Below are 19,068 nucleotides of genomic sequence, written 5' to 3'. Positions count from 1 at the left end.
TATGACACAGCACCTCATTAAAGGGCGCAAGGGCGGGAGTTCGAGTCCGCGTACCCCAACGGAACAGCCAGATGATTTGCAATCTGTAGCAAAAGCCAAAATTCTTCTTGCTTTGGGCGAAGGTGAATTTGCCGGTGCGCTCACCGCTAAAGATATTTATCTTGACGGTACGCCGCTGGAAAATTCCGATGGTTCACAAAATTTTAGTGGTGTAGCCTGGGAGTTTCGTCCAGGAACGCAGGCACAGAATTATATTCAGGGGATCCCAGGTTCAGAAAATGAAATTAACGTAGGTACGGAAATTTCCAGTAAAACGGCCTGGACCCATTCTTTTAGTAATACTCAGCTTTCCGCCGTGCGCCTGCGCTTAAAATGGCCATCTTTATTTAAACAAGAAGATAACGGCGATCTGATGGGTAACTCCGTGAGCTACGCTGTCGATTTGCAAACCGACGGAGGTAGCTGGCAGACGGTGCTGGAAAGCGCGGTTACTGGTAAAACCTCTTCCGGTTATGAACGATGCCATCGAATTGATTTACCTCGGGCTAATACGGGCTGGGTTTTGCGCCTGCGTAAGGTCACAGAAGACGTCAGCACCTCAAAAATTGGCGATGCCATGACGTTGCAAAGTTATGCTGAGATTCTCGATGCAAAGCTACGTTACCCCAATACGGCCTTGCTGTACGTGGAGTTTGACTCCCGTCAGTTTAATGGTTCAATCCCCAAAATCGCCTGTAGTCCTCGCGGGCGCGTTATTCGCGTTCCTGACAATTATGACCCCGAAACCCGACAATATTCGGGTATCTGGACGGGAGTGTTTAAATGGGCATGGACGGATAACCCAGCATGGATATTTTACGATCTGATCGTTACCGATCGTTTTGGTCTGGGAAACCGTCTTACCTCAGAAAATATCGATAAATGGACGTTGTATCAGGTTGCCCGTTATTGCGATGAAACTGTGCCTGACGGTAAGGGCGGTGATGGCACCGAGCCGCGCTATCTTTGTAACGTCTATATTCAGGATCGCAATGATGCCTATACGGTGTTACGAGATTTTGCCGCTATTTTCCGCGGCATGACCTGCTGGAGTGGCGATCAGGTGATAGCGCTGGCGGATATGCCTCGCGATATTGACTACACCTACACCAGGGCTAACGTGATTAATGGTCGTTTTCAATATGCCAGCAGCAGTAGCAAAACGCGCTATACCAACGCGCTGGTTTCCTGGTCCGATCCTGAGAACGAATATGCTGATGCGATGGAACCGGTTTTTGAGCAGCCGCTGGTGGCTCGCTATGGCTTCAATCAGCTTGAACTGACGGCGATTGGCTGTACCCGCCAGTCGGAGGCTAACCGTAAAGGGCGTTGGGGGATCCTGACTAACAATAAAGACCGCGTAGTCACTTTTTCCGTCGGACTCGACGGTAATATTCCGCAACCCGGTTATGTCATTGCGGTGGCAGACGAGATGCTGGCGGGAAAAGTCAACGGTGGCCGCACCAGTAAAGTGGACGGTTGCGTGATTACGCTCGATCGCCAGACGGAAGCGAAAGCCGGAGATCGGTTGTTGCTGAACCTGCCATCGGGCGTGACGCAAAGCCGAACCATAGAGAGCGTCGATGGACATGTTGTTACCGTTACTACCGAATATACTGAAGTACCGGAAACAGAATGCGTGTGGGCTGTAGAATCTGATTCTCTCAAGGTTCAGCAATATCGTGTCGTGAGCGTTAAAGATAATAACGATAGCACATTCACTATTTCCGCAGCCGCTCACGATCCTGATAAATATGCGAGGATTGATACTGGCGCAATTATCGACAGTCGACCAGTCAGCGTTATTCCCCCGGTAAATCAAAGTGCGCCAGCTAATATCGTCGTTGAGTCCTATGCGGTGGTTAATCAGGGCATTAGCGTTGAAACACTACAGGTTCACTGGGCGACAGTAAAAAATGCCATTGCTTATGAAGCACAGTGGCGTCGCAATGAAGGTAACTGGGTAAATGTTCCTCGCAGTTCTGTCACATCGTTTGATGTCGGCGGAATTTATTCCGGGCGATATACGGTAAGAGTGCGCGCTATCAATGCCGCAGAGGTCTCCAGCGGTTGGGCGTATTCAGCCGAGAAAACGCTGAGCGGAAAAACCGGCCTGCCATCGGCACCATTGGCGCTGACCACCACACCGCTCCTGCACGGTGTACAACTGAGCTGGGCGTTCCAGGAAGGGAGCGGGGATACGCAGAAAACCGAGCTGCAGTACAGCCCAAATCAGACAGGCAATGGAGCGATGACGCTGGCTGACGTGGCGTTTCCAGGGAAATCGTATCAGCAGATGGGCCTGCAGATTGCTGCAGCGTTCTGGTACCGGGCGCGTATTGTCGATCGCCTTGGCAATGAAAGCCCGTGGACAAGTTGGGTTCAGGGGCAGGCCAGCGATGACATTAGCGAATATTACGACCAGTTGACGGATGCAATTAAGGATACGTCTGCCTGGCAGGAAGTTCAGAGCGATGTTGAAGAGACGCATAACGCGCTGACGGGAACCGCCGATGCTATTCGTCAAGAGGTCGCGCAGCAGGTTGCTGATATTAACCAGAGTATTGATGAGACCGTCGCGGAGATCGGTAAACAGGTTGACGGGCAGATAGACTCGGTCAACAAGTCGATCACGGAGAATATCGACCTCGTCAATCAAACGCTCAGTGACAATATCACGGCGGTGAACAAGAGCATCACCGATGCTGTGAGCGACATTAATGCCTCCGTTGACCAGCAGATAACCGACGTCAACAAAACCCTGACCGAGGGGGATACCGCATTAAAATCCCAGTTGCAGACGGTTGAAAACAGTCTGAAACAGTCCATCGCTCAGGCGAATACGGGCTGGGACAAAGCGGTAAAACAGGAGACCGCCGACCGTATAGCAGACGTCAACGCGAAAGCTGCGCAGGCGGCAGACCAACTGCTGAATGAAAAAAATGAGCGCGTCGCCGCCATTGATACCCTGCAGACGATTATTCAGGATGGCGATGAATCGCTGGCTCGTCAGATTTCTGAAATTTCCGCCGGTAGCGGGCAGCAGTTCGACTCACATAGCATCTGGTATTTCAGCGACAGTAATGAAGGCTGGACCGAGGACGATTCCAGCCAGATCCCGATGCAAATCACGGGTGACGGCTGGCTGAAAGCGTCGAACAGTAACTCATCCTGCCGCTCGCCCAACGGGCAGAAAATCCCGGCCTCTTCCTATCGCACTATCATGCTGCGTATCAAGCGTGTAGGTAATCCTGTGTGGAAAGGGCGACTCTACTGGATCGGTGTGGATGAGCAGGGCTGGAGTGATGCTCGCTCTGTGAATATCACCGAGCAGGAGTTTGATGGTGACGGTATCAGCGTGGTGGCCATCGCAGATGTGAACTGGAATGCGTCTGGCGCGGTCCGCCGCTTTCGCCTCGATCTGGCCCTGGGGCAGAACGCTGACAACTATTTCCTGATCCACTGGATATCCGTCGGGCGTCCGGCACCGGCGGCGAGCACTTCAGCATTACGCAATGAGGAGATGGCCCGCACCCAGTCCGACGAAGCGGAGGTGCTGAAACGCTCCACGCTGGCGGCGCAGATCAGGGGGACCAGTGACAGTAACAGCTTGAGCGATTTACGCTCCGGCCTGCTGTATCAGGAAATGAACGCGCGTATCACTGCCGATCGTGCGGAGGTCGTGGCGCGGGAATCTCTCCAGACGCAGTTCAACGAAAATAAATCCTCCGTGGCGGAGGAACTGAGTTCCCTGTCGACCGCACAGGGCGCACAGGCCAGCAAAATCAGCGGGCTGGAAACCACGCTCGGGAAAAAAGCCGATGCCAGCGCCCTGCAGTCACTGACACAAAAAGTCGAACAGCAGGGCACCACGCTCACGTCTCAGGGCAGTTCGCTGACCTCACTGACGAACCGTGTAGGAAAAGCCGAATCGAGTGTGTCTGCAAACAGCAGCGCTATAACTGGTTTGCAGTCCACTGTTACCCAGCAGGGCAAAACATTGACCAGTCAGGGCTCCGCGGTAACAAAGCTGCAGAACGACCTGACCACGACGAATGCCAGCGTCAGTAAAAAGGCCGATGCGAGCGCACTCTCCGCCCTAACTAACCGGGTAACCGCGACGGAAGGAAGCCTGACCACTCAGTCTGGTCAGCTGACGATGCTGAAAAACTCCATGGCTGAAGGGAGTCTGATTAGCAACGGCGGAATGGATGTGGATCTGTCGTTCTGGGAGAACTCCGGGACCGGTTCGGCATTCACTCACGATTCAGGTGAAAAAGCCCTGAGAACGACCACCGGTTCCATTCGTGTTGCCAACGTGACGCGTATCCCCGTCGAGGCCGATACCATTCTGACCGTGTCTTTTGAGTACAGGACATCGGAAACGGTTAACAGCATATCGTCTGATACCGTCGGCGTGATAATAGATTTAGGTAATCCGATTGGCTGGTTGTCTTCTGTGTCGCCCTGGTTGAGTGGGGTGACGACCAGTTGGCAGACGAAAACCGTGGAACTGACCATTCCGGCCAGTTTTACCGGAAATTATGTTTATCTGCGATTTGCCGTTGGCGGCTGGGCACCGGCTACCAGTGCGCGTCTCTATATCCGTAAAGTCGATGTTTTCTCATCGACCGGCGTGTCGAAGAAGGCAAATGCTTCAGCAGTGACTGACCTGACCAGCCGGGTTGATACGGCGGAAGGCAAGCTGACCAGCCAGAGCAGCGCGATCACTAAGCTGCAGAATGACCTGACAACGACTAACACGAATGTGAGCAAGAAGGCGGAACAGAGCGCCCTGACGTCACTGACCGGGCGGGTGGAGAAGACGGAAAGCGGCCTGACGGCGGCAAACAGCAATATCACCGGCTTAACTTCGGCTATCAGAGCAGTGGGTGCTGCTGGGGATGACTTAATCCCTAACCCCACGTTTGATTCTGACTATGACCGCATGGGTTTACCCGTGGTGGAGTCGTCGGCATCCGGCGTTCCTGCGAACTGCCCTTATGCGTATGTTGCCAAACTGACCTCACGCGACCATATTCCAAAGATGAACAACATTCCGGCGACTGCCGGTGATGTGATTGAAATATCGGCGCTGGTTGCCTGTGGCGCTGGTACGGCTGCATTCAATTTGTATGTGGCCTCAGCGTCTTCTCCCTCGGGTGGTATTGCTGCCGCAAACTCGGGAGGTTCGGTTTCTGCAACAGCAGGAAAAACCTGGGTACGTACCACATGGCGCTATACGGTTACCGCTGCGGTTGCGGCGAAGGGCTACTTCAGACCGTTCCTGCAGATTAACCAGAGTTCACCCTTTGGTACCATCTGGTATGCGACCGACTGGCACTGCCGGAACATCACGGCGGCAGCGAAGGCTCAGAGTACAGCTGATGCCACGGCGTCTGCTGTTGATTCTATGACGACGACAGTGACTCAGCAGGGAAATACGCTCACCAGCATCGGGACCCGGACCACAACGCTGGAGAACGGGCTGAAGACAACGGATACCAACGTCAGCAAGAAAGCGGATGCAGCTGCGCTGCAGACGTTGCAGAACAAGGTAACGGAACAGGGTAAAACGCTGGCAAGCCAGAGCAGCAGCCTGACGACGCTCAATAACACCCTCAGTACAACGCAAAATGATGTTGCTGCTATGCAGGATGATGCTGTGGCCAGCGTCGCCGTTGTGGGTAACATGCTCGTTAATAGTGGTTTTGAATTAGGGAGCAACTGCTGGACAGTCTCTGGCGCGGCGACATTTACCACGGCATCGGCTCCGCATAGCGGTAGCAGGATAGTGCGTTGTGTCGAAGGTAAAGCGGCGATTTCTCAACGCATCAATGTAAAAGCTGACCGGACCTACAGGATCGGTGTATTCACCCGTCGTAATGGGGCAGCAGTCACGGCAGACCAGTCGTATCACAAGCTGAGAATTGGTGATACCAGCGGTTCGATTCTTTCTGCGGTGAATTTTATTACGCCGGACCTACCGACGGGATCTACCTGGACAGACATTAGCGGTTCCTGGAAAGCGTCTTCAGATATGATTGTTGAGGCTGCGATCTGGTCGTCATTGTCTGCCGGTGAAATATACTTTGATGATTTTTATGTCGTTGATATTACGGACGAGAGCAGCATTGCGGCTAATGCGGGCGCAATCAGTAATCTGACAAGCCGGGTCAGCAATGCCGAAGGGACACTGACCAGCCAGAGCAGCAGTATCACCAGTCTTCAGAACGGACTTTCTACCGCCAACCAGAACATCACGAAGAAGGCCGACGCGTCAGCCGTCACCTCGTTAAGTAACCGGGTTACCGAAGCTGAAGGGAAGCTGACCAGCCAGAGCAACAGCATCACACAGCTTCAGGCATCGCTGATATCCGGCAGTCTGATTGCTAACGGGGGGATGGAATCTGACCTCTCGCTATGGGTGGACTCCGGCACTGGCTCCGCGTTTACGTATGATGCCGGGGAAAAGGCGCTGAGAACGACGACAGGCTCCATTCGTGTGGCCAACCAGACCCGCATCCCGGTTGAGCCTGATACGAAATTAACCGTTACGTTTGAGTTTAAATCCTCTGAAGCGATGTCGAATATTTCCGCTGATACCGTTGGTGTGATTTCTGACCTGAATAACCCGGTCGGCTGGCTGGCATCCACTACGGCATGGCTAAAAGGAGTCACGACAGCCTGGCAGACAAAGAGCGTTGAGCTGACCATTCCGGCAGATTTCGCCAGTAATTTTGCCTATCTCCGGTTCGCTGCGGGTAGCTGGGCACCGGCCACCAGTGCGCGACTGTTTGTCCGTCGCGTTGTTGTGTTTTCCTCAAATGGTGTAGCCGGTAAAGCGGACGCCAGTGTAGTAAACGACCTGTCGTCAAAAGTCACTCAGCAAGGCAATACGCTGACCAGCCAGGGCAGCGCGATCACTAAACTGCAAAACGACCTGACAACGACCAACGCAAATGTGACGAAGAAGGCTGACGCCACTGCCTTAAACGCGTTATCTAATCGGGTAACGCAGACGGAAAAGGATATCAGCAGCCATGCAGAAAGCATTACCAGCCTGAACAGCTCGCTGAATATTAATGCCCGCAAAGGCTCAAACCCGTGGCTGGACGGAACGTTTGAAACCTACGATGCAAACCACAATCTGGGCGGGTCAGCGCGGGTGGTTAGCGGAATTAGTTACTCTGGTGGCAAATGCATGCGTGTTACGCGCGCCCCGAACACAAACGGCAATAGCGACGACATGATCGGTTCGCGTCTGGCCATTCGCGACACAGCAGTATTCAGGGTTGAATTCTGGGCGATGATGCCTTCCAGTGAAAACCCGTCAAGTGGGTGGATCACGGCGGTCGGCCTCAATGTGCAAAATGATGCGGGCGCTAACTCATGGCTGGTAGCTGCCAATGTCAGCGAGTCCGCGCTGGGCGGTCGTGACCGATGGGTTAAATTTTCCGGTTATGCAAAAGCCACAGCGAAAGGCGCGACCCGTGCCGCAGTATGGGTCTCGACCCGTGGGGCTAACGGCAGCAACACGCCGGGTTATAATCTGTATATCGACGACATGGTTATCACAGATGTCACCGACGCATACAATGCACAGGTCACATCTGACGCCACGGCCTCTGCAGTGGATTCCCTGACGACGAAAGTCACTCAGCAGGGCGATACGCTGTCCAGCATTGGAACCCGGACCACGGCGCTGGAGAACGGGCTGAAGACAACGGATACCAACGTCAGTAAAAAGGCGGATGCGAGTGCCGTGCAGACCCTGCAGAACACGGTCACGCAGCAAGGGAAAGGTATCACGGCGGCGAACAGCGCTATTACAAAGCTGACCAGTGACCTGTCGACAACGAACGCCAATGTCAACAAGAAGGCGGATGCGACCGCGCTGCAGTCACTGCAGAGCACGGTAACTGAGCAGGGTAAGACCCTGACCAGCCAGGGCAGTAGCCTGACGCAGTTGAATAATTCTCTGAGTGATACCACGACCAGCCTGGCTGCGGATGGTAAGATTCCCGGTAACCTGATTTCCAACGGCTCATTTGAGCGCGGTCAGGATGCATTCACCGGGTGGAGCAGCATCACCTCGGTTATCAGCGCCCAGTCACCGAACTATGGCGGTAAGATTTTAATGTGTAGCACGGGGCTGGCGGGCATTTATCAGCAGGTCCCGGTCGTCAAAGGCAACACCTATAAAATCGGTGTGTTTGCCCGCGCTCAGGGCGGTTCGGTGATGAATGACCAGGGCAATAATAAACTGCGTATTGGCCAGGCATCTCTGCTTTACGACCGCCAGTTCAATACAGCGAACCTGCCCACTAATGCCTCATGGATTGAGCTGACCGGCACGTGGAAGGCGACGGTAGATGGTATGGTGAACGTTTCTGTCAACTCGTCACTGAAGTCCGGTGCGCAGTATTTTGACGACTTCTACTTTGTTGATATCACCGGTGAGGTGGATATTGCGGCTAACGCGGGAGCCATCAGCGGTCTGACGACGAGAGTGACTAGCGCAGAAGGCACGCTGACAAGCCAGGGCAGCAGCATCACAAAGCTGACGAACGACTTGGCAACCACCAATGGCAACGTTAATAAGAAAGCGGATGCGACAGCGTTGACCGCGCTGACCAACAGGGTGACGAGCGCCGAAGGGAAGCTGGACAGTCAGAGCAGTAGCGTCACGTCCCTGAATAACAGCATTGTGACCACCCAGCAGGATGCCGACGCAGCAAAATCAATGCCGGGCAACATGCTGGCGAACAACTCGTTCGAGCGCGGTTTTGACGGCTGGAGTAACTCGGGCTGGAGTACGCTGGCGGCGCAGAACCCGAAATCCGGGAAGTACATTATCCAGGCAACGAAGACATCCAGCGGCTCCACGGCCTGTGACCAGACGGTGAAGCTTACCGGCGGCCAGACGTACCGCATCGGTGCCTGGGTGCGTAAGTCTGGTGACATGGCCATCAGCAATACCAATAATACCAAAATCAGCATCCGTAATAGCTCGGGACCGCTGAAAGACATTACGATTCCGGCCAGCGTCGGTATTGCATGGACTTATATCAGCGGCGACTATAAGCCGACGGCAGACGCAGAGTTGACAATCTCACTGCGCTCCAGCCTTTCGGCGGGTTATCTGTATGTGGACGACGCGTTCTGCATCAATGTCAGCGATGAAGTGGCGAATACTGCTAACTCTTCGGCTCTTACCGCCCTGAATACCCTGGTTGAAAAAAATGGGGATCTAATTAAGGCCCAGAGTAAGAAAGTCGATGGACTTGAGGTTGATTTAGGGAAAAAAGCAAGTGCCAAGGCGTTGGACTCACTCACTGCCACAGTGATAGAAACGAATAAATTGCTCTCAGTTAAAGCTGACGAGCTGAAAACCTTGGATGCTACGGTAGATACACTGGATGGGAAGGTAAGCAGTTCAGTACAGGAGCAAAAAACGGCCCTCGCCGAAACAAATGACAAAGTTAACTCACTGTATTCGATTAAGGTTGAGACGAATAACGGGAAGAAAGTGAGTGCCGGGATTGTGCTCGGGAGTGATGGTTCAACTAGCGACATGATCCTCTATGCCGATCGTTTCTCGCTATTTAACCGCAACAACGCGACGGCCGTACCAGTGATGATTGCTGAGGGAAATGAGCTTTATATTGATTCTACGCGGATTAAAAACGGCTCTATCACGACTGCGAAAATTGCAGACCGTATTTCTTCTACCAACTATTCAGCAGGAAAGAGCGGTTGGAGTATTGCGAAAAACGGCGAGAGTGAGTTTAACAATGTGACTGTCAGGGGCAACATTGAGGCGGATTCTGGTCGGTTGAAAAACGTCACTATTGATGAGAGTTGTGATGTTAAAGGAACGATTTATGCGGAGCGAATTGTTGGTGATATTGCAACAATGACTGAGCATGTCGAGAAAAAATGGGGTAATGAGAATGGAACAAAATCAGACATAAGATACTCAATTGCGACAATTGATGGCGTTCCCTTCAGAAGACGGATGGTTTTTTGGGGAAGTACAAGGATTACCAATTCATGGCGTCAGAAAATTACAATCAGATTAAATGAAGATATCCTTTGGCAATATGATACTGGTAATAATCGACATGAACTAACTTCGGATAGCTTTACTCTTGATATACCGGCAACAGAATGGGGTAATAAACAGATATTAACTATTCATTGGCCTAATCGAAATGATTCTGGAACTTTTAGTTTCACTGGAGTAATCATGCTATATCGTGCCTCTAATTCTATTAAGTTGGCGTAAAGTTAGTTCTGATCTTCCCGCTCAGCAAGCGGGAAGATCCAGCTTCTGCTGATTTCCATAGGAACATATAGAGGTCTCGAATCATTGTTTTTAACAAAAAAATTGCTAGAAAATGTTAATACGGCGCATAAATACGTACTTCGCCTCTCGACGCCGGACGCTGCGCTGCCTATTATTCTTGGGTTTGTTCATTTTCAGATGTATCTGAGGGGAGAGAAGATGCGAGCAGCTTTTTTAGTAGGATGTGCCGCGTTGTTACTGTCGGCGTGCAGCAGCAATGATGAACCTGTTCAGCAGGCAACGGCGGCGCATGTGTCGCCAGGGATGCGTGCCGCGATGAGCAGCAGCGGTGAGGCAAACTGCGCGATGGTTGGCGGCTCGTTATCGGTGGCCCGCCAGCTTGATGGCTCAGCTATCGGCATGTGCGCATTGCCAAACGGCAAGCGCTGCAGCGAGCAGGCGCTGGCAGGCGGAAGCTGCGGTAACTATTAATTCACCAGGTCGGCGAGTTTGTAGACCAGCGTTTGATCGGCGGTGGCCAGCGTGAGCTGATTTTCCGTCAGGTCGACCTGCGCGCCTTCGCGCAGCATTTTACCCAGCGTAGCGTCCAGGGCGTTGAGCTGCGAGTCGGTACAGAGCATGCGGGTCATTGCCAGCTCTTCAACCTTCAGCGCACCGTCAGAGACTTTGCCCGTGCCGCTGAAACGGTTGCACATATTACCTGAAACGAACATCTTGCCAGTTACCGGCATCTTTTCGCCGAAGCTCAGTTCCAGCGGCTTATCACCGTTATTTAGCGGTTGCCCATTGACGCTGGTCAGCACAAAACGGTGGTGCTGAAGCTGTTCCGCTCCGGTCGACACCTTACTGTTATAGACGCAGCCCGATAGCAACATTCCCGCCGCCAGCAGCGCAGCAAATTTGTTCATTTAATCTCCAAAAATATTTATCACATCAATAAATGAAGGGGATTGTAACTTTATCGCAGGCGATTTCTGTGGGGATTATCTGAATGTGCCCCCCGCAGAGGGGGAGCACAAAAGGGAAAGGAATATCAGACCAGCGCGTTAGGGCAGGTTTCTCCAGCATCCACCTGACGCAGGTTGTCGAGAGTGGTTTGCGAAATACTGATCAACGCTTCCGCGGTCAGAAACGCCTGGTGACCGGTAAACAATACGTTATGGCAGGCGGAGAGACGGCGGAACACATCGTCCTGGATAACATCATTCGACTTATCTTCAAAGAACAGATCGCGTTCGTTCTCATATACGTCCATTCCCAGTGCGCCAATCTTCTGGTGCTTCAGGGCGTCAATCGCTGCCTGAGAGTCGATCAGCGCACCACGGCTGGTATTGATGATCATCACGCCGTCTTTCATCTGTTCGAAAGCGGCATGGTTCAGCAAATGATAGTTTTCATCGGTCAGCGGGCAGTGCAGGGAGATAACATCTGACTCTCTGTACAGCGTTTCCAGGTCGACATACTCCACCCCAAGATCTAACGCCGCAGCGCTTGGATACGGGTCAAATGCCAGTAGACGCATACCGAAGCCTTTAAGAATGCGCAGCGCGGCGACGCCGATTTTACCGGTGCCGATAACCCCCGCGGTTTTACCGTGCATGGTGAAACCGGTCAGCCCTTCCAGAGAGAAGTTAGCGTCGCGGGTACGCTGATAGGCGCGGTGAATGCGGCGGTTCAGCGACATCATCATGCCGATAGCATGCTCTGCGACCGCTTCCGGCGAGTAGGCCGGAACGCGCACCACGCGCAGGCCCAGCTCTTTGGCGGCATCGAGGTCAACGTTGTTGAAACCGGCGCAGCGCAGCGCGATGTACTTCACTCCGTGGGCCTTCAGTTCTTCAAGCACCGGGCGGCTACCGTCATCGTTAACGAAGATGCACACCGCTTCACAGCCGTTGGCGGTTTTCGCGGTTTTCTCGTTTAGCAGGAAGTCAAAAAATTCGAGTTCAAAGCCGTATGCATCATTAACATGCTGCAGATACTTCTTGTCGTACTGCTTCGTACTATACACAGCGATTTTCATAAGACTTTTCTCCAGTGATAATACCGTCACGGTAGCATAATTAAAATAATCTTACAAATATTAAAAATTAGTTTAATCATCAGGTTATAGTAATAATTCTAGAGCATATCGCCGGGTTAAGAAATCTGTTTAAAAGACAATACGTTTCACCACAAATTGAGGCTTAAAGCCCCCGGGGCCAGCAGCATTAGCGGCCAGAGCAAACCGGAACTGACGTTAGCGAGCTGAAAATGCCAGTGAGAAGTGCCGCTGGCGCCGGTCACCAGCGGGACGGTGGCGCGCAACGGGGAGAGAAAACGGCCAAAAAAGACCGCCCATGCGCCGTGACGACGCAGAAACAGCTGGCCACGGGCCAGACGCTCGGCATTAAGCCAGCGAATGCGATGCAGATGGTGTCGGTAGCGGCGTCCTGCCAGCCACGATAGCCAGAATCCGCCGATTGCGCCGAGGCTGGCGCTAAGCCACATTAGCAAGAAATGCCCGACGCTGGTGGAGGCCAGGGTACCAAACAGCAGCAGCCCCGAGGTGCCCGGTATCAGCAGCGAGATAACGGCGCAGGATTTAGTGAACGTCAGCAGGAAAACCATCAGCAATACCAATGAATAATGGCGCTGAGCGTGCTCCACCAGCGAGATAATCAACTCCACAGGATCGCCCGTTTGTGATTGCAGATGTTAATCAGTGTCGCAGGGGAAAACTAAACATCGTCTCAATAGCTTGCTGGAGAATCACGCGACGGCGACTACGCTTAAACGGGACGGAAACTTTAACTCGCAGGTCGAACGTGCCACAATAACGGCCTCTCGGCTTTTACTTATTTTGAATCAGGATATTAGCTGCCCATGAAGGGTAAATATAAAGCCGCCATCGCGCTATTATTAGCACTAGTGTTGCTACCGCTGGCTTTGTTGTTGACGCTCACCCATTGGGTCCCCACGCTGGCGGGGATCTGGCTGCCGGCGGGGACCCGAATCTCTCTTGATGAAAGCCCGCGCCTGACGCGCACCTCGCTGCGTATCCCCGATCTGCGCTATCTGGTGGGCGACTGCGAAATTGCGCACGTCACTAATGCCGAGCTGTCCCGTCCCAGTCGCTGGCGTTTACATATCACTGAACTGGATATTAACAGCGCCTGTCTGAACAAGCTGCCGGAGAGCGAAGCCGCTCCCGGTGCGCCGAAAACCCTCGCCGAATGGCAATCGATGCTTCCTTATAGCTGGCTGACCATTGAAAATCTGCGTCTGTCGCCGTGGGAAAAATGGCAAGGGCGGCTGGTGATGTCGCTCACGCCAGAGCAGCAGGATATTGGCTATGCCGGAAAAGAGGTTTCTGTTCAGGCGCGGCTGCGCGGCCAGGCGTTGACGGTCAGCGACTTTTCCGCGCGTTTAGTGGAAGATCAGGCCCCGGTGACGTTGGTGGGTGAGTTTCATATGCCGCTGGTGCCGGACGGCTTCCCGGTCGATGGCCACCTGTTCAGCACCTTCGAGTTTCCACAAACGCCCGGCCTGGTTGATGCCGAACTCGAGTGGCAGGAGAACCGTGGACAACTGCTGGTTACGCCGCGTGGTGAGGTGGAGCCGATGCTTGATCTGCCGTGGGAAATTACTCCGGATCGTATTGTTATCAGCGATGGCCGCTGGCACACCGAATACGAAGGTAATGCGTTAAGCGGTCGCGTCGCGCTGTCGGTGGGCAACTGGCAGCAGGGCACCGAGCAGATGCAGGTGAGCGGGCGGCTGAACGTACTAACTCAGGGGCAGGCCGGTAAGGGCAACGCTGTGCTGAATATCGGCCCCGGTAAGCTGAGCATGGACAGCAGCGACATGCCGCTCCAGTTGACCGGTGAAGCCAAGCTTGGCGATCTGATTTTTTACGCCAGACTGCCCGCGCAACTGAGTGGGCCGCTCACCGCGCCGGTACTTAATTTTCATCCCGGCGCGCTGCTGCGTTCGCGCGGGCGAGTGATTGATTCGCTCAATATTGATGAGATCCGCTGGCCGCTGGCGGGCGTTAAAGTGACCCAACAGGGCGTCGATGGCCGCCTGCAGGCCATTCTGCGCGCCCACGAGCAGGAGATGGGCGATTTTACCCTGCATCTTGACGGTCAGGCCGACAACTTTATGCCCGACCGCGGTCGCTGGCAGTGGCGCTATTGGGGCGAAGGCCATTTCACCCCGATGCAGGCGCGCTGGGATGTCAAAGGCGCGGGCGAATGGACCGACAGCGCCATCGTGCTTAACAGCTTGTCTACGGGCTTTGATAAGCTGCAATACGGCTCCATGCTGGTCAGCACGCCGCGTTTGACGCTGGAAGAGCCGATTCACTGGCTGCGCGATGAACAGCATCCTAAGCTGACCGGCGCGCTGTCGCTGGACGCCGGAAAAACCACCTTTAGCGGCGGCAGCGAACTACCGCCCTCGACGCTCAAATTTAACGTCGATGGGCGCGACCCGACCTGGTTTCAGTTCAACGGTTCATTGCATGCGCAAAACATTGGTCCGGTGCGCGTTACCGGGCGCTGGGACGGTGAACGCCTGCGTGGTCAGGCGTGGTGGCCAAAACAGTCTTTAACCGTGTTCCAGCCGCTGGTGCCGCCGGAGTGGAAGATGAATCTACGCGAAGGCGAGTTGTACGCTCAGGTGGCGTTCTCTGCCGCCGCCGATCAGGGTTTTGAAGCGGGCGGGCACGGCGTCCTGAAAGGCGGCAGCGCCTGGATGCCGGATAACCAGATTAACGGCGTCGATTTTGTGCTGCCGTTCCGCTTTAGCGAAGGGACCTGGCAGCTTGGCACTCGCCACCCGGTATCGCTACGCATTGGGGAAATCGTCAACCAGTTCACTTCGCGTAATCTGACGGCAGATCTCCAGGGCTCCTACCCGTGGAGCGAAGACGCCCCGTTGCAGCTCAGCAACGTCAGCGTCGATATACTCGGCGGCAAGCTGACCATGCAGCAGTTGCGGATGCCGCAGCATGATCCGGCGCTGCTGCGTTTGCAAAACATCTCCAGCAGCGAACTGGTGAGTGCTATCAAAGTGAAGCAGTTTGCGGTTTCCGGACCGTTTAACGGTGCGCTGCCGCTGTGGCTGACTAACGATAAATGGATAATCAAGGACGGCTGGTTCAATAATCCGGGGCCGATGACAATGCGCCTGGATAAAGACACAGCGGACGCGCTGGTGGCCGACAACGTCTCCGCCGGGGCGGCGATAAACTGGCTGCGCTATATGGAAGTCGCCACCTCGTGGACGCGCATCAACCTCGATAACCTTGGCGTACTGACGCTGAAGGCGACGATTAGCGGTACCAGCCGGGTAGAGGGCAAAAGCAACACGGTGCACTTAAACTATTCCCATGAAGAGAATATTTTTGACCTGTGGCGCAGCTTGCGTTTTGGCGACAATTTGCAAGCGTGGCTTGAACAAAATGCCAGGCTGCCCGCGCAGCGCTGTCAGGACAGTAACACCTGTAAGGAACAACAATAATGATCAAACTACTCACCGCCTTTCTGGCGACCATGCTGCTGGCGGGCTGCACGCCGCGCATTGAGATTGCGGCGTCAAAGGAGCCGATCACCATCAATATGAATGTCAAAATTGAGCATGAAATTCATATCAAGGTGGATAAAGATGTTGAGAATCTGCTCAAATCGCGTAGCGATCTGTTCTGAGGCGATGATGAGAAAACGACTGTTAACTGCGACGCTGGCGCTCGTGTTATTCAGCACTCAGGCACTGGCTTTAACCTTGAACGAAGCTCGCCAGCAGGGGCGGGTAGGCGAAACCCTCAACGGCTATCTTGAACCGCTGCGACAGGATAAAGAAACCCTGGCGTTGGTTAAACAGATTAATGCTGCCCGCAGCGAAAGCTATCAGCAACTGGCGGATGACAACAATCTGCCGGTGGATCAGGTAGCGAAAATGGCCGGGCAGAAGCTGGTCGCCAGGGCGCAACCGGGGGAATATGTGCAGGGCCTTAACGGCAAATGGCTGAAAAAATAGCTAACGGCAGCGCTTGCGATACTCTCCCGGCGAGATGCCGAAGCGTTGCTTAAAGGCGGTAGAAAAGTGGCTATGATCGCTGAACCCCCAGCTGTAGCCAATCCCCGCCAGCTTTTCGTCATCATGTGCGCTTTGCAGCGCGCGGGCGCACAGATCGAGCCGACGATTCTTAATGTACTGCGCGACCACCAGCCCCTTTTCAGCAAACAGCCGATACAGACTGCGAACCGACATCCCGGTTTCGCTGGCCAGCCACTCCGGGCGCAGGTGTTCCGCCTGTATTGACTCATCAATTAACGCCATAATTTTCTGAAACTGTTTATCGCGCCGGGATGGCCGAGTCTCCTGATGGTGCAGCATCGGGCGCAGCAGGCAGGCTATGGCCTCCAGCGCCGCTTTGCTTTCGCTCGCCGACAGCTCCGGGCTGTTCATACTTTCATGCAGCAGGCGTTGGCTTAGCTGGACCATCGGCAGGCTTTTCGTCAGCCGGGTGGCAATGCTGATTTCACTGCCGCGCAGTTGCTGTTCCAGCAGCGTTCTTGGCAGAAGTAAGGAGGCCTGGCGTGAGGTTTGCTGCCAGACAATCGAGCACGGACGGGAAGCATCAATCAGGGTGATATCGCCGCTCTCCAGCATCGCCTGGCGACCGTCCTGCTCGATTGTCGCCTGTCCTGAGAGCTGGAAGACGGTATAAAACCAGGCGTCGTTATCGCGCTGGATCTCCTGCCGGGTACGGTAGAGGTTGATGCCGCGAGCGGTCACCGTGCTGACTTTCAGGTCGCCAGCATAGCTGGCGTCTATCTCACCGTGAAAATTATCATCCAGCGGGCGAGCGGCGAACTGCCCGCAGACCTGATTGATTTTTGCTAACCAATGCTGGTAATCCTGCCCACGATTTGCCGTACTCATCGTGCATCCCTTGTAATAATAATGTTTTTGCATTGTTGCATTTATGATGCTTCTGGCAAGGGCTGGTGGCGGAGTATATGAAAGAACTATTACCTGCGGCACATTTTTTGTCCGCGAAATCGACTTAATTGCGGTGCCTGTCACAGCGGCACAAGCGAATGTCACAGAGAAAAAAGCGTGAACCGCGACCCCGGCATAGACTGAAACCACTATCCGCGAACAATAAGGAAGGGGTATGTCCACATCACAGGTCGCGCGACTTGCCAGCGTGCAGCAGTTTTTAGACAGACAGCATGGTTTGTACCTCGATGGTGCGCAGCAGGCGGCAGAGAGTGAAAAGCGCTTAACCGTCTGGAACCCGGCCACCGGGCAGGCCATCGCCAGCACGGTGGATGCCAATGCCGCAGACGTTGATCGCGCGGTGATGTCTGCGTGGCGTGCGTTTGTCTCCCGCAGTTGGTCAGGGCGGACGCCCGCAGACCGAGAGCGTATTTTGCTGCGCTTTGCCGATCTGGTTGAGCAGCACGGCGAGGAGCTGGCGCAACTGGAGACCCTGGAGCAGGGGAAATCGATTAATATTTCCCGCGCCTTTGAAGTGGGCTGCACCCTGAACTGGATGCGCTATACCGCCGGGCTGACCACTAAAATCAGCGGTCGAACTCTGGATGTGTCTATTCCCTTCCCGCAGGGCGCGCGCTATCAGGCGTGGACCAAAAAAGAGCCGATTGGCGTCGTGGCCGGGATCGTGCCGTGGAACTTCCCGCTGATGATTGGCATGTGGAAAGTGATGCCCGCGCTGGCGGCTGGCTGCTCTATTGTCATTAAACCGTCGGAAACCACGCCGCTTACATTGCTACGCGTGGCAGAGCTGGCAAGCGAAGCAGGCGTACCGGACGGCGTGTTCAACGTGGTCACCGGCAGCGGTGCCGAGTGCGGCGCGGCGTTAACCTCGCACCCGCAGGTGGCGAAGGTGAGCTTTACCGGCTCGACTGCCACCGGTAAACAGATTGCCCGCGTGGCGGCTGACCGCCTGACCCGCGTAACCCTGGAATTAGGCGGTAAAAACCCGGCTATCGTGCTGAAAGATGCCGATCCCCAATGGGTGATCGAAGGGTTGATGACCGGCAGCTTCCTTAATCAGGGGCAAGTTTGTGCTGCCAGTTCGCGTATCTATATTGAAGCGCCGCTGTTCGATACGTTGGTAAGCGGCTTTGAGCAAGCGGTGAAATCGATGCTGGTGGGGCCAGGGATGCAGGAAACCACCCAGATCAACCCGGTGGTGTCGAAGGCGCACTGCGCCAAAGTGGCGGCGTATCTCGACGAAGCCCGCCAGCAGAAGGCGGAGTTGATTAGCGGTCACGGCGGGCCGGATGCGCAGGGGTACTATATTGCCCCAACGCTGGTGATAAACCCGGATGCTAACCTGCGCCTGACTCGCGAAGAAGTGTTTGGCCCGGTGGTCAACCTGGTGCGCGTTGCCGATGGCGAAGAAGCACTGCGTCTGGCCAACGACAGCGATTTTGGCCTGACCGCCAGCGTGTGGACGCGTGATTTGACGCAGGCGTTGAATTACACCGACCGCCTGCAGGCGGGTACGGTGTGGGTTAACAGCCATACGCTGATCGACGCCAACCTGCCGTTCGGCGGCATGAAGCAGTCCGGCACCGGCCGCGATTTCGGTCCCGACTGGCTGGACGACTGGTGCGAAACGAAATCGGTTTGCGTGCGGTATTAGCGGTATTTTCCCCGGTGGTGGCTAACGCCTTACCGGGGCAACCTGTAGCCAG

10 protein-coding genes are annotated in these 19,068 nt (G+C 54.5%); 6 read left to right on the top strand and 4 right to left on the bottom strand.

The features are described from left to right. Window position 1: 1 nt before the first annotated feature. Together gpJ and FN082_RS28500 are read left to right on the top strand one after the other, a co-directional pair. Window positions 2-10,330, top strand: coding sequence for a TipJ family phage tail tip protein (gene gpJ / locus FN082_RS30315; protein WP_235892161.1), 10,329 nt, complete (start codon window positions 2-4; stop codon window positions 10,328-10,330). A 219-nt stretch (window positions 10,331-10,549) separates the two neighbouring features. Further along, window positions 10,550-10,822: a putative hemolysin gene (locus FN082_RS28500; RefSeq protein WP_139538049.1), complete on the top strand. Its 273-nt coding sequence runs from the start codon at window positions 10,550-10,552 to the stop codon at window positions 10,820-10,822. On the opposite strand, the gene hslJ is transcribed toward FN082_RS28500, so the two are convergent. From hslJ to FN082_RS28485, 3 genes are all read right to left on the bottom strand, one after another. After that, complete coding sequence (gene hslJ, locus FN082_RS28495) at window positions 10,819-11,259, bottom strand: heat shock protein HslJ (RefSeq protein WP_142461621.1); 441 nt, start codon at window positions 11,257-11,259, stop codon at window positions 10,819-10,821. The genes FN082_RS28500 and hslJ overlap by 4 nt on opposite strands. A gap of 125 nt (window positions 11,260-11,384) precedes the next feature. Beyond that, the gene (locus FN082_RS28490; RefSeq protein WP_139538051.1) at window positions 11,385-12,374 is read right to left on the bottom strand and encodes a 2-hydroxyacid dehydrogenase; all 990 of its coding nucleotides are present in this window, start codon (window positions 12,372-12,374) and stop codon (window positions 11,385-11,387) included. A gap of 146 nt (window positions 12,375-12,520) precedes the next feature. Next, complete coding sequence (locus tag FN082_RS28485; protein ID WP_139538052.1) at window positions 12,521-13,021, bottom strand: DedA family protein; 501 nt, start codon at window positions 13,019-13,021, stop codon at window positions 12,521-12,523. A 195-nt stretch (window positions 13,022-13,216) separates the two neighbouring features. Between FN082_RS28485 and FN082_RS28480 the strand changes: the two genes are divergently transcribed. The 3 genes from FN082_RS28480 to FN082_RS28470 are packed head-to-tail and all read left to right on the top strand — an operon-like array spanning window position 13,217 to window position 16,372. Further along, window positions 13,217-15,856, top strand: a complete 2,640-nt coding sequence (locus FN082_RS28480; protein ID WP_142982798.1) for a YdbH family protein — start codon at window positions 13,217-13,219, stop codon at window positions 15,854-15,856. Then, window positions 15,856-16,041 carry a YnbE family lipoprotein gene (locus FN082_RS28475; RefSeq protein WP_110273412.1) on the top strand — a complete coding sequence of 62 codons (186 nt, stop codon included), beginning with the start codon at window positions 15,856-15,858 and terminating at the stop codon, window positions 16,039-16,041. Before FN082_RS28480 ends, FN082_RS28475 begins: the two co-directional genes overlap by 1 nt. A gap of 7 nt (window positions 16,042-16,048) precedes the next feature. After that, window positions 16,049-16,372 carry a YdbL family protein gene (locus FN082_RS28470; RefSeq protein WP_110273411.1) on the top strand — a complete coding sequence of 108 codons (324 nt, stop codon included), beginning with the start codon at window positions 16,049-16,051 and terminating at the stop codon, window positions 16,370-16,372. On the opposite strand, the gene feaR is transcribed toward FN082_RS28470, so the two are convergent. Then, window positions 16,373-17,281, bottom strand: a complete 909-nt coding sequence (feaR, locus tag FN082_RS28465) for a transcriptional regulator FeaR (protein WP_142982797.1) — start codon at window positions 17,279-17,281, stop codon at window positions 16,373-16,375. A 235-nt stretch (window positions 17,282-17,516) separates the two neighbouring features. Between feaR and FN082_RS28460 the strand changes: the two genes are divergently transcribed. Next, window positions 17,517-19,016 (top strand): aldehyde dehydrogenase family protein, encoded by a 1,500-nt coding sequence (locus FN082_RS28460; RefSeq protein ID WP_142982796.1) that lies wholly within the window; start codon window positions 17,517-17,519, stop codon window positions 19,014-19,016. Window positions 19,017-19,068 lie beyond the last annotated feature (52 nt).

The sequence above is a fragment of the Klebsiella spallanzanii genome (genome assembly GCF_902158555.1).
Taxonomy (GTDB): domain Bacteria; phylum Pseudomonadota; class Gammaproteobacteria; order Enterobacterales; family Enterobacteriaceae; genus Klebsiella; species Klebsiella spallanzanii.
This window is presented reverse-complemented; position numbering and strand designations above follow the sequence as displayed.

Bases quoted from the DNA above. Each gene is read 5' to 3' on its own strand.
- FN082_RS28480 (WP_142982798.1), top strand. From the start codon at position 13,217: ATGAAGGGTAAATATAAAGCCGCCATCGCGCTATTATTAGCACTAGTG.
- feaR (WP_142982797.1), bottom strand. From the start codon at position 17,281: ATGAGTACGGCAAATCGTGGGCAGGATTACCAGCATTGGTTAGCAAAA.
- gpJ (WP_235892161.1), top strand. From the start codon at position 2: ATGACACAGCACCTCATTAAAGGGCGCAAGGGCGGGAGTTCGAGTCCG.
- FN082_RS28500 (WP_139538049.1), top strand. From the start codon at position 10,550: ATGCGAGCAGCTTTTTTAGTAGGATGTGCCGCGTTGTTACTGTCGGCG.
- FN082_RS28490 (WP_139538051.1), bottom strand. From the start codon at position 12,374: ATGAAAATCGCTGTGTATAGTACGAAGCAGTACGACAAGAAGTATCTG.
- FN082_RS28475 (WP_110273412.1), top strand. From the start codon at position 15,856: ATGATCAAACTACTCACCGCCTTTCTGGCGACCATGCTGCTGGCGGGC.
- hslJ (WP_142461621.1), bottom strand. From the start codon at position 11,259: ATGAACAAATTTGCTGCGCTGCTGGCGGCGGGAATGTTGCTATCGGGC.
- FN082_RS28460 (WP_142982796.1), top strand. From the start codon at position 17,517: ATGTCCACATCACAGGTCGCGCGACTTGCCAGCGTGCAGCAGTTTTTA.
- FN082_RS28470 (WP_110273411.1), top strand. From the start codon at position 16,049: ATGAGAAAACGACTGTTAACTGCGACGCTGGCGCTCGTGTTATTCAGC.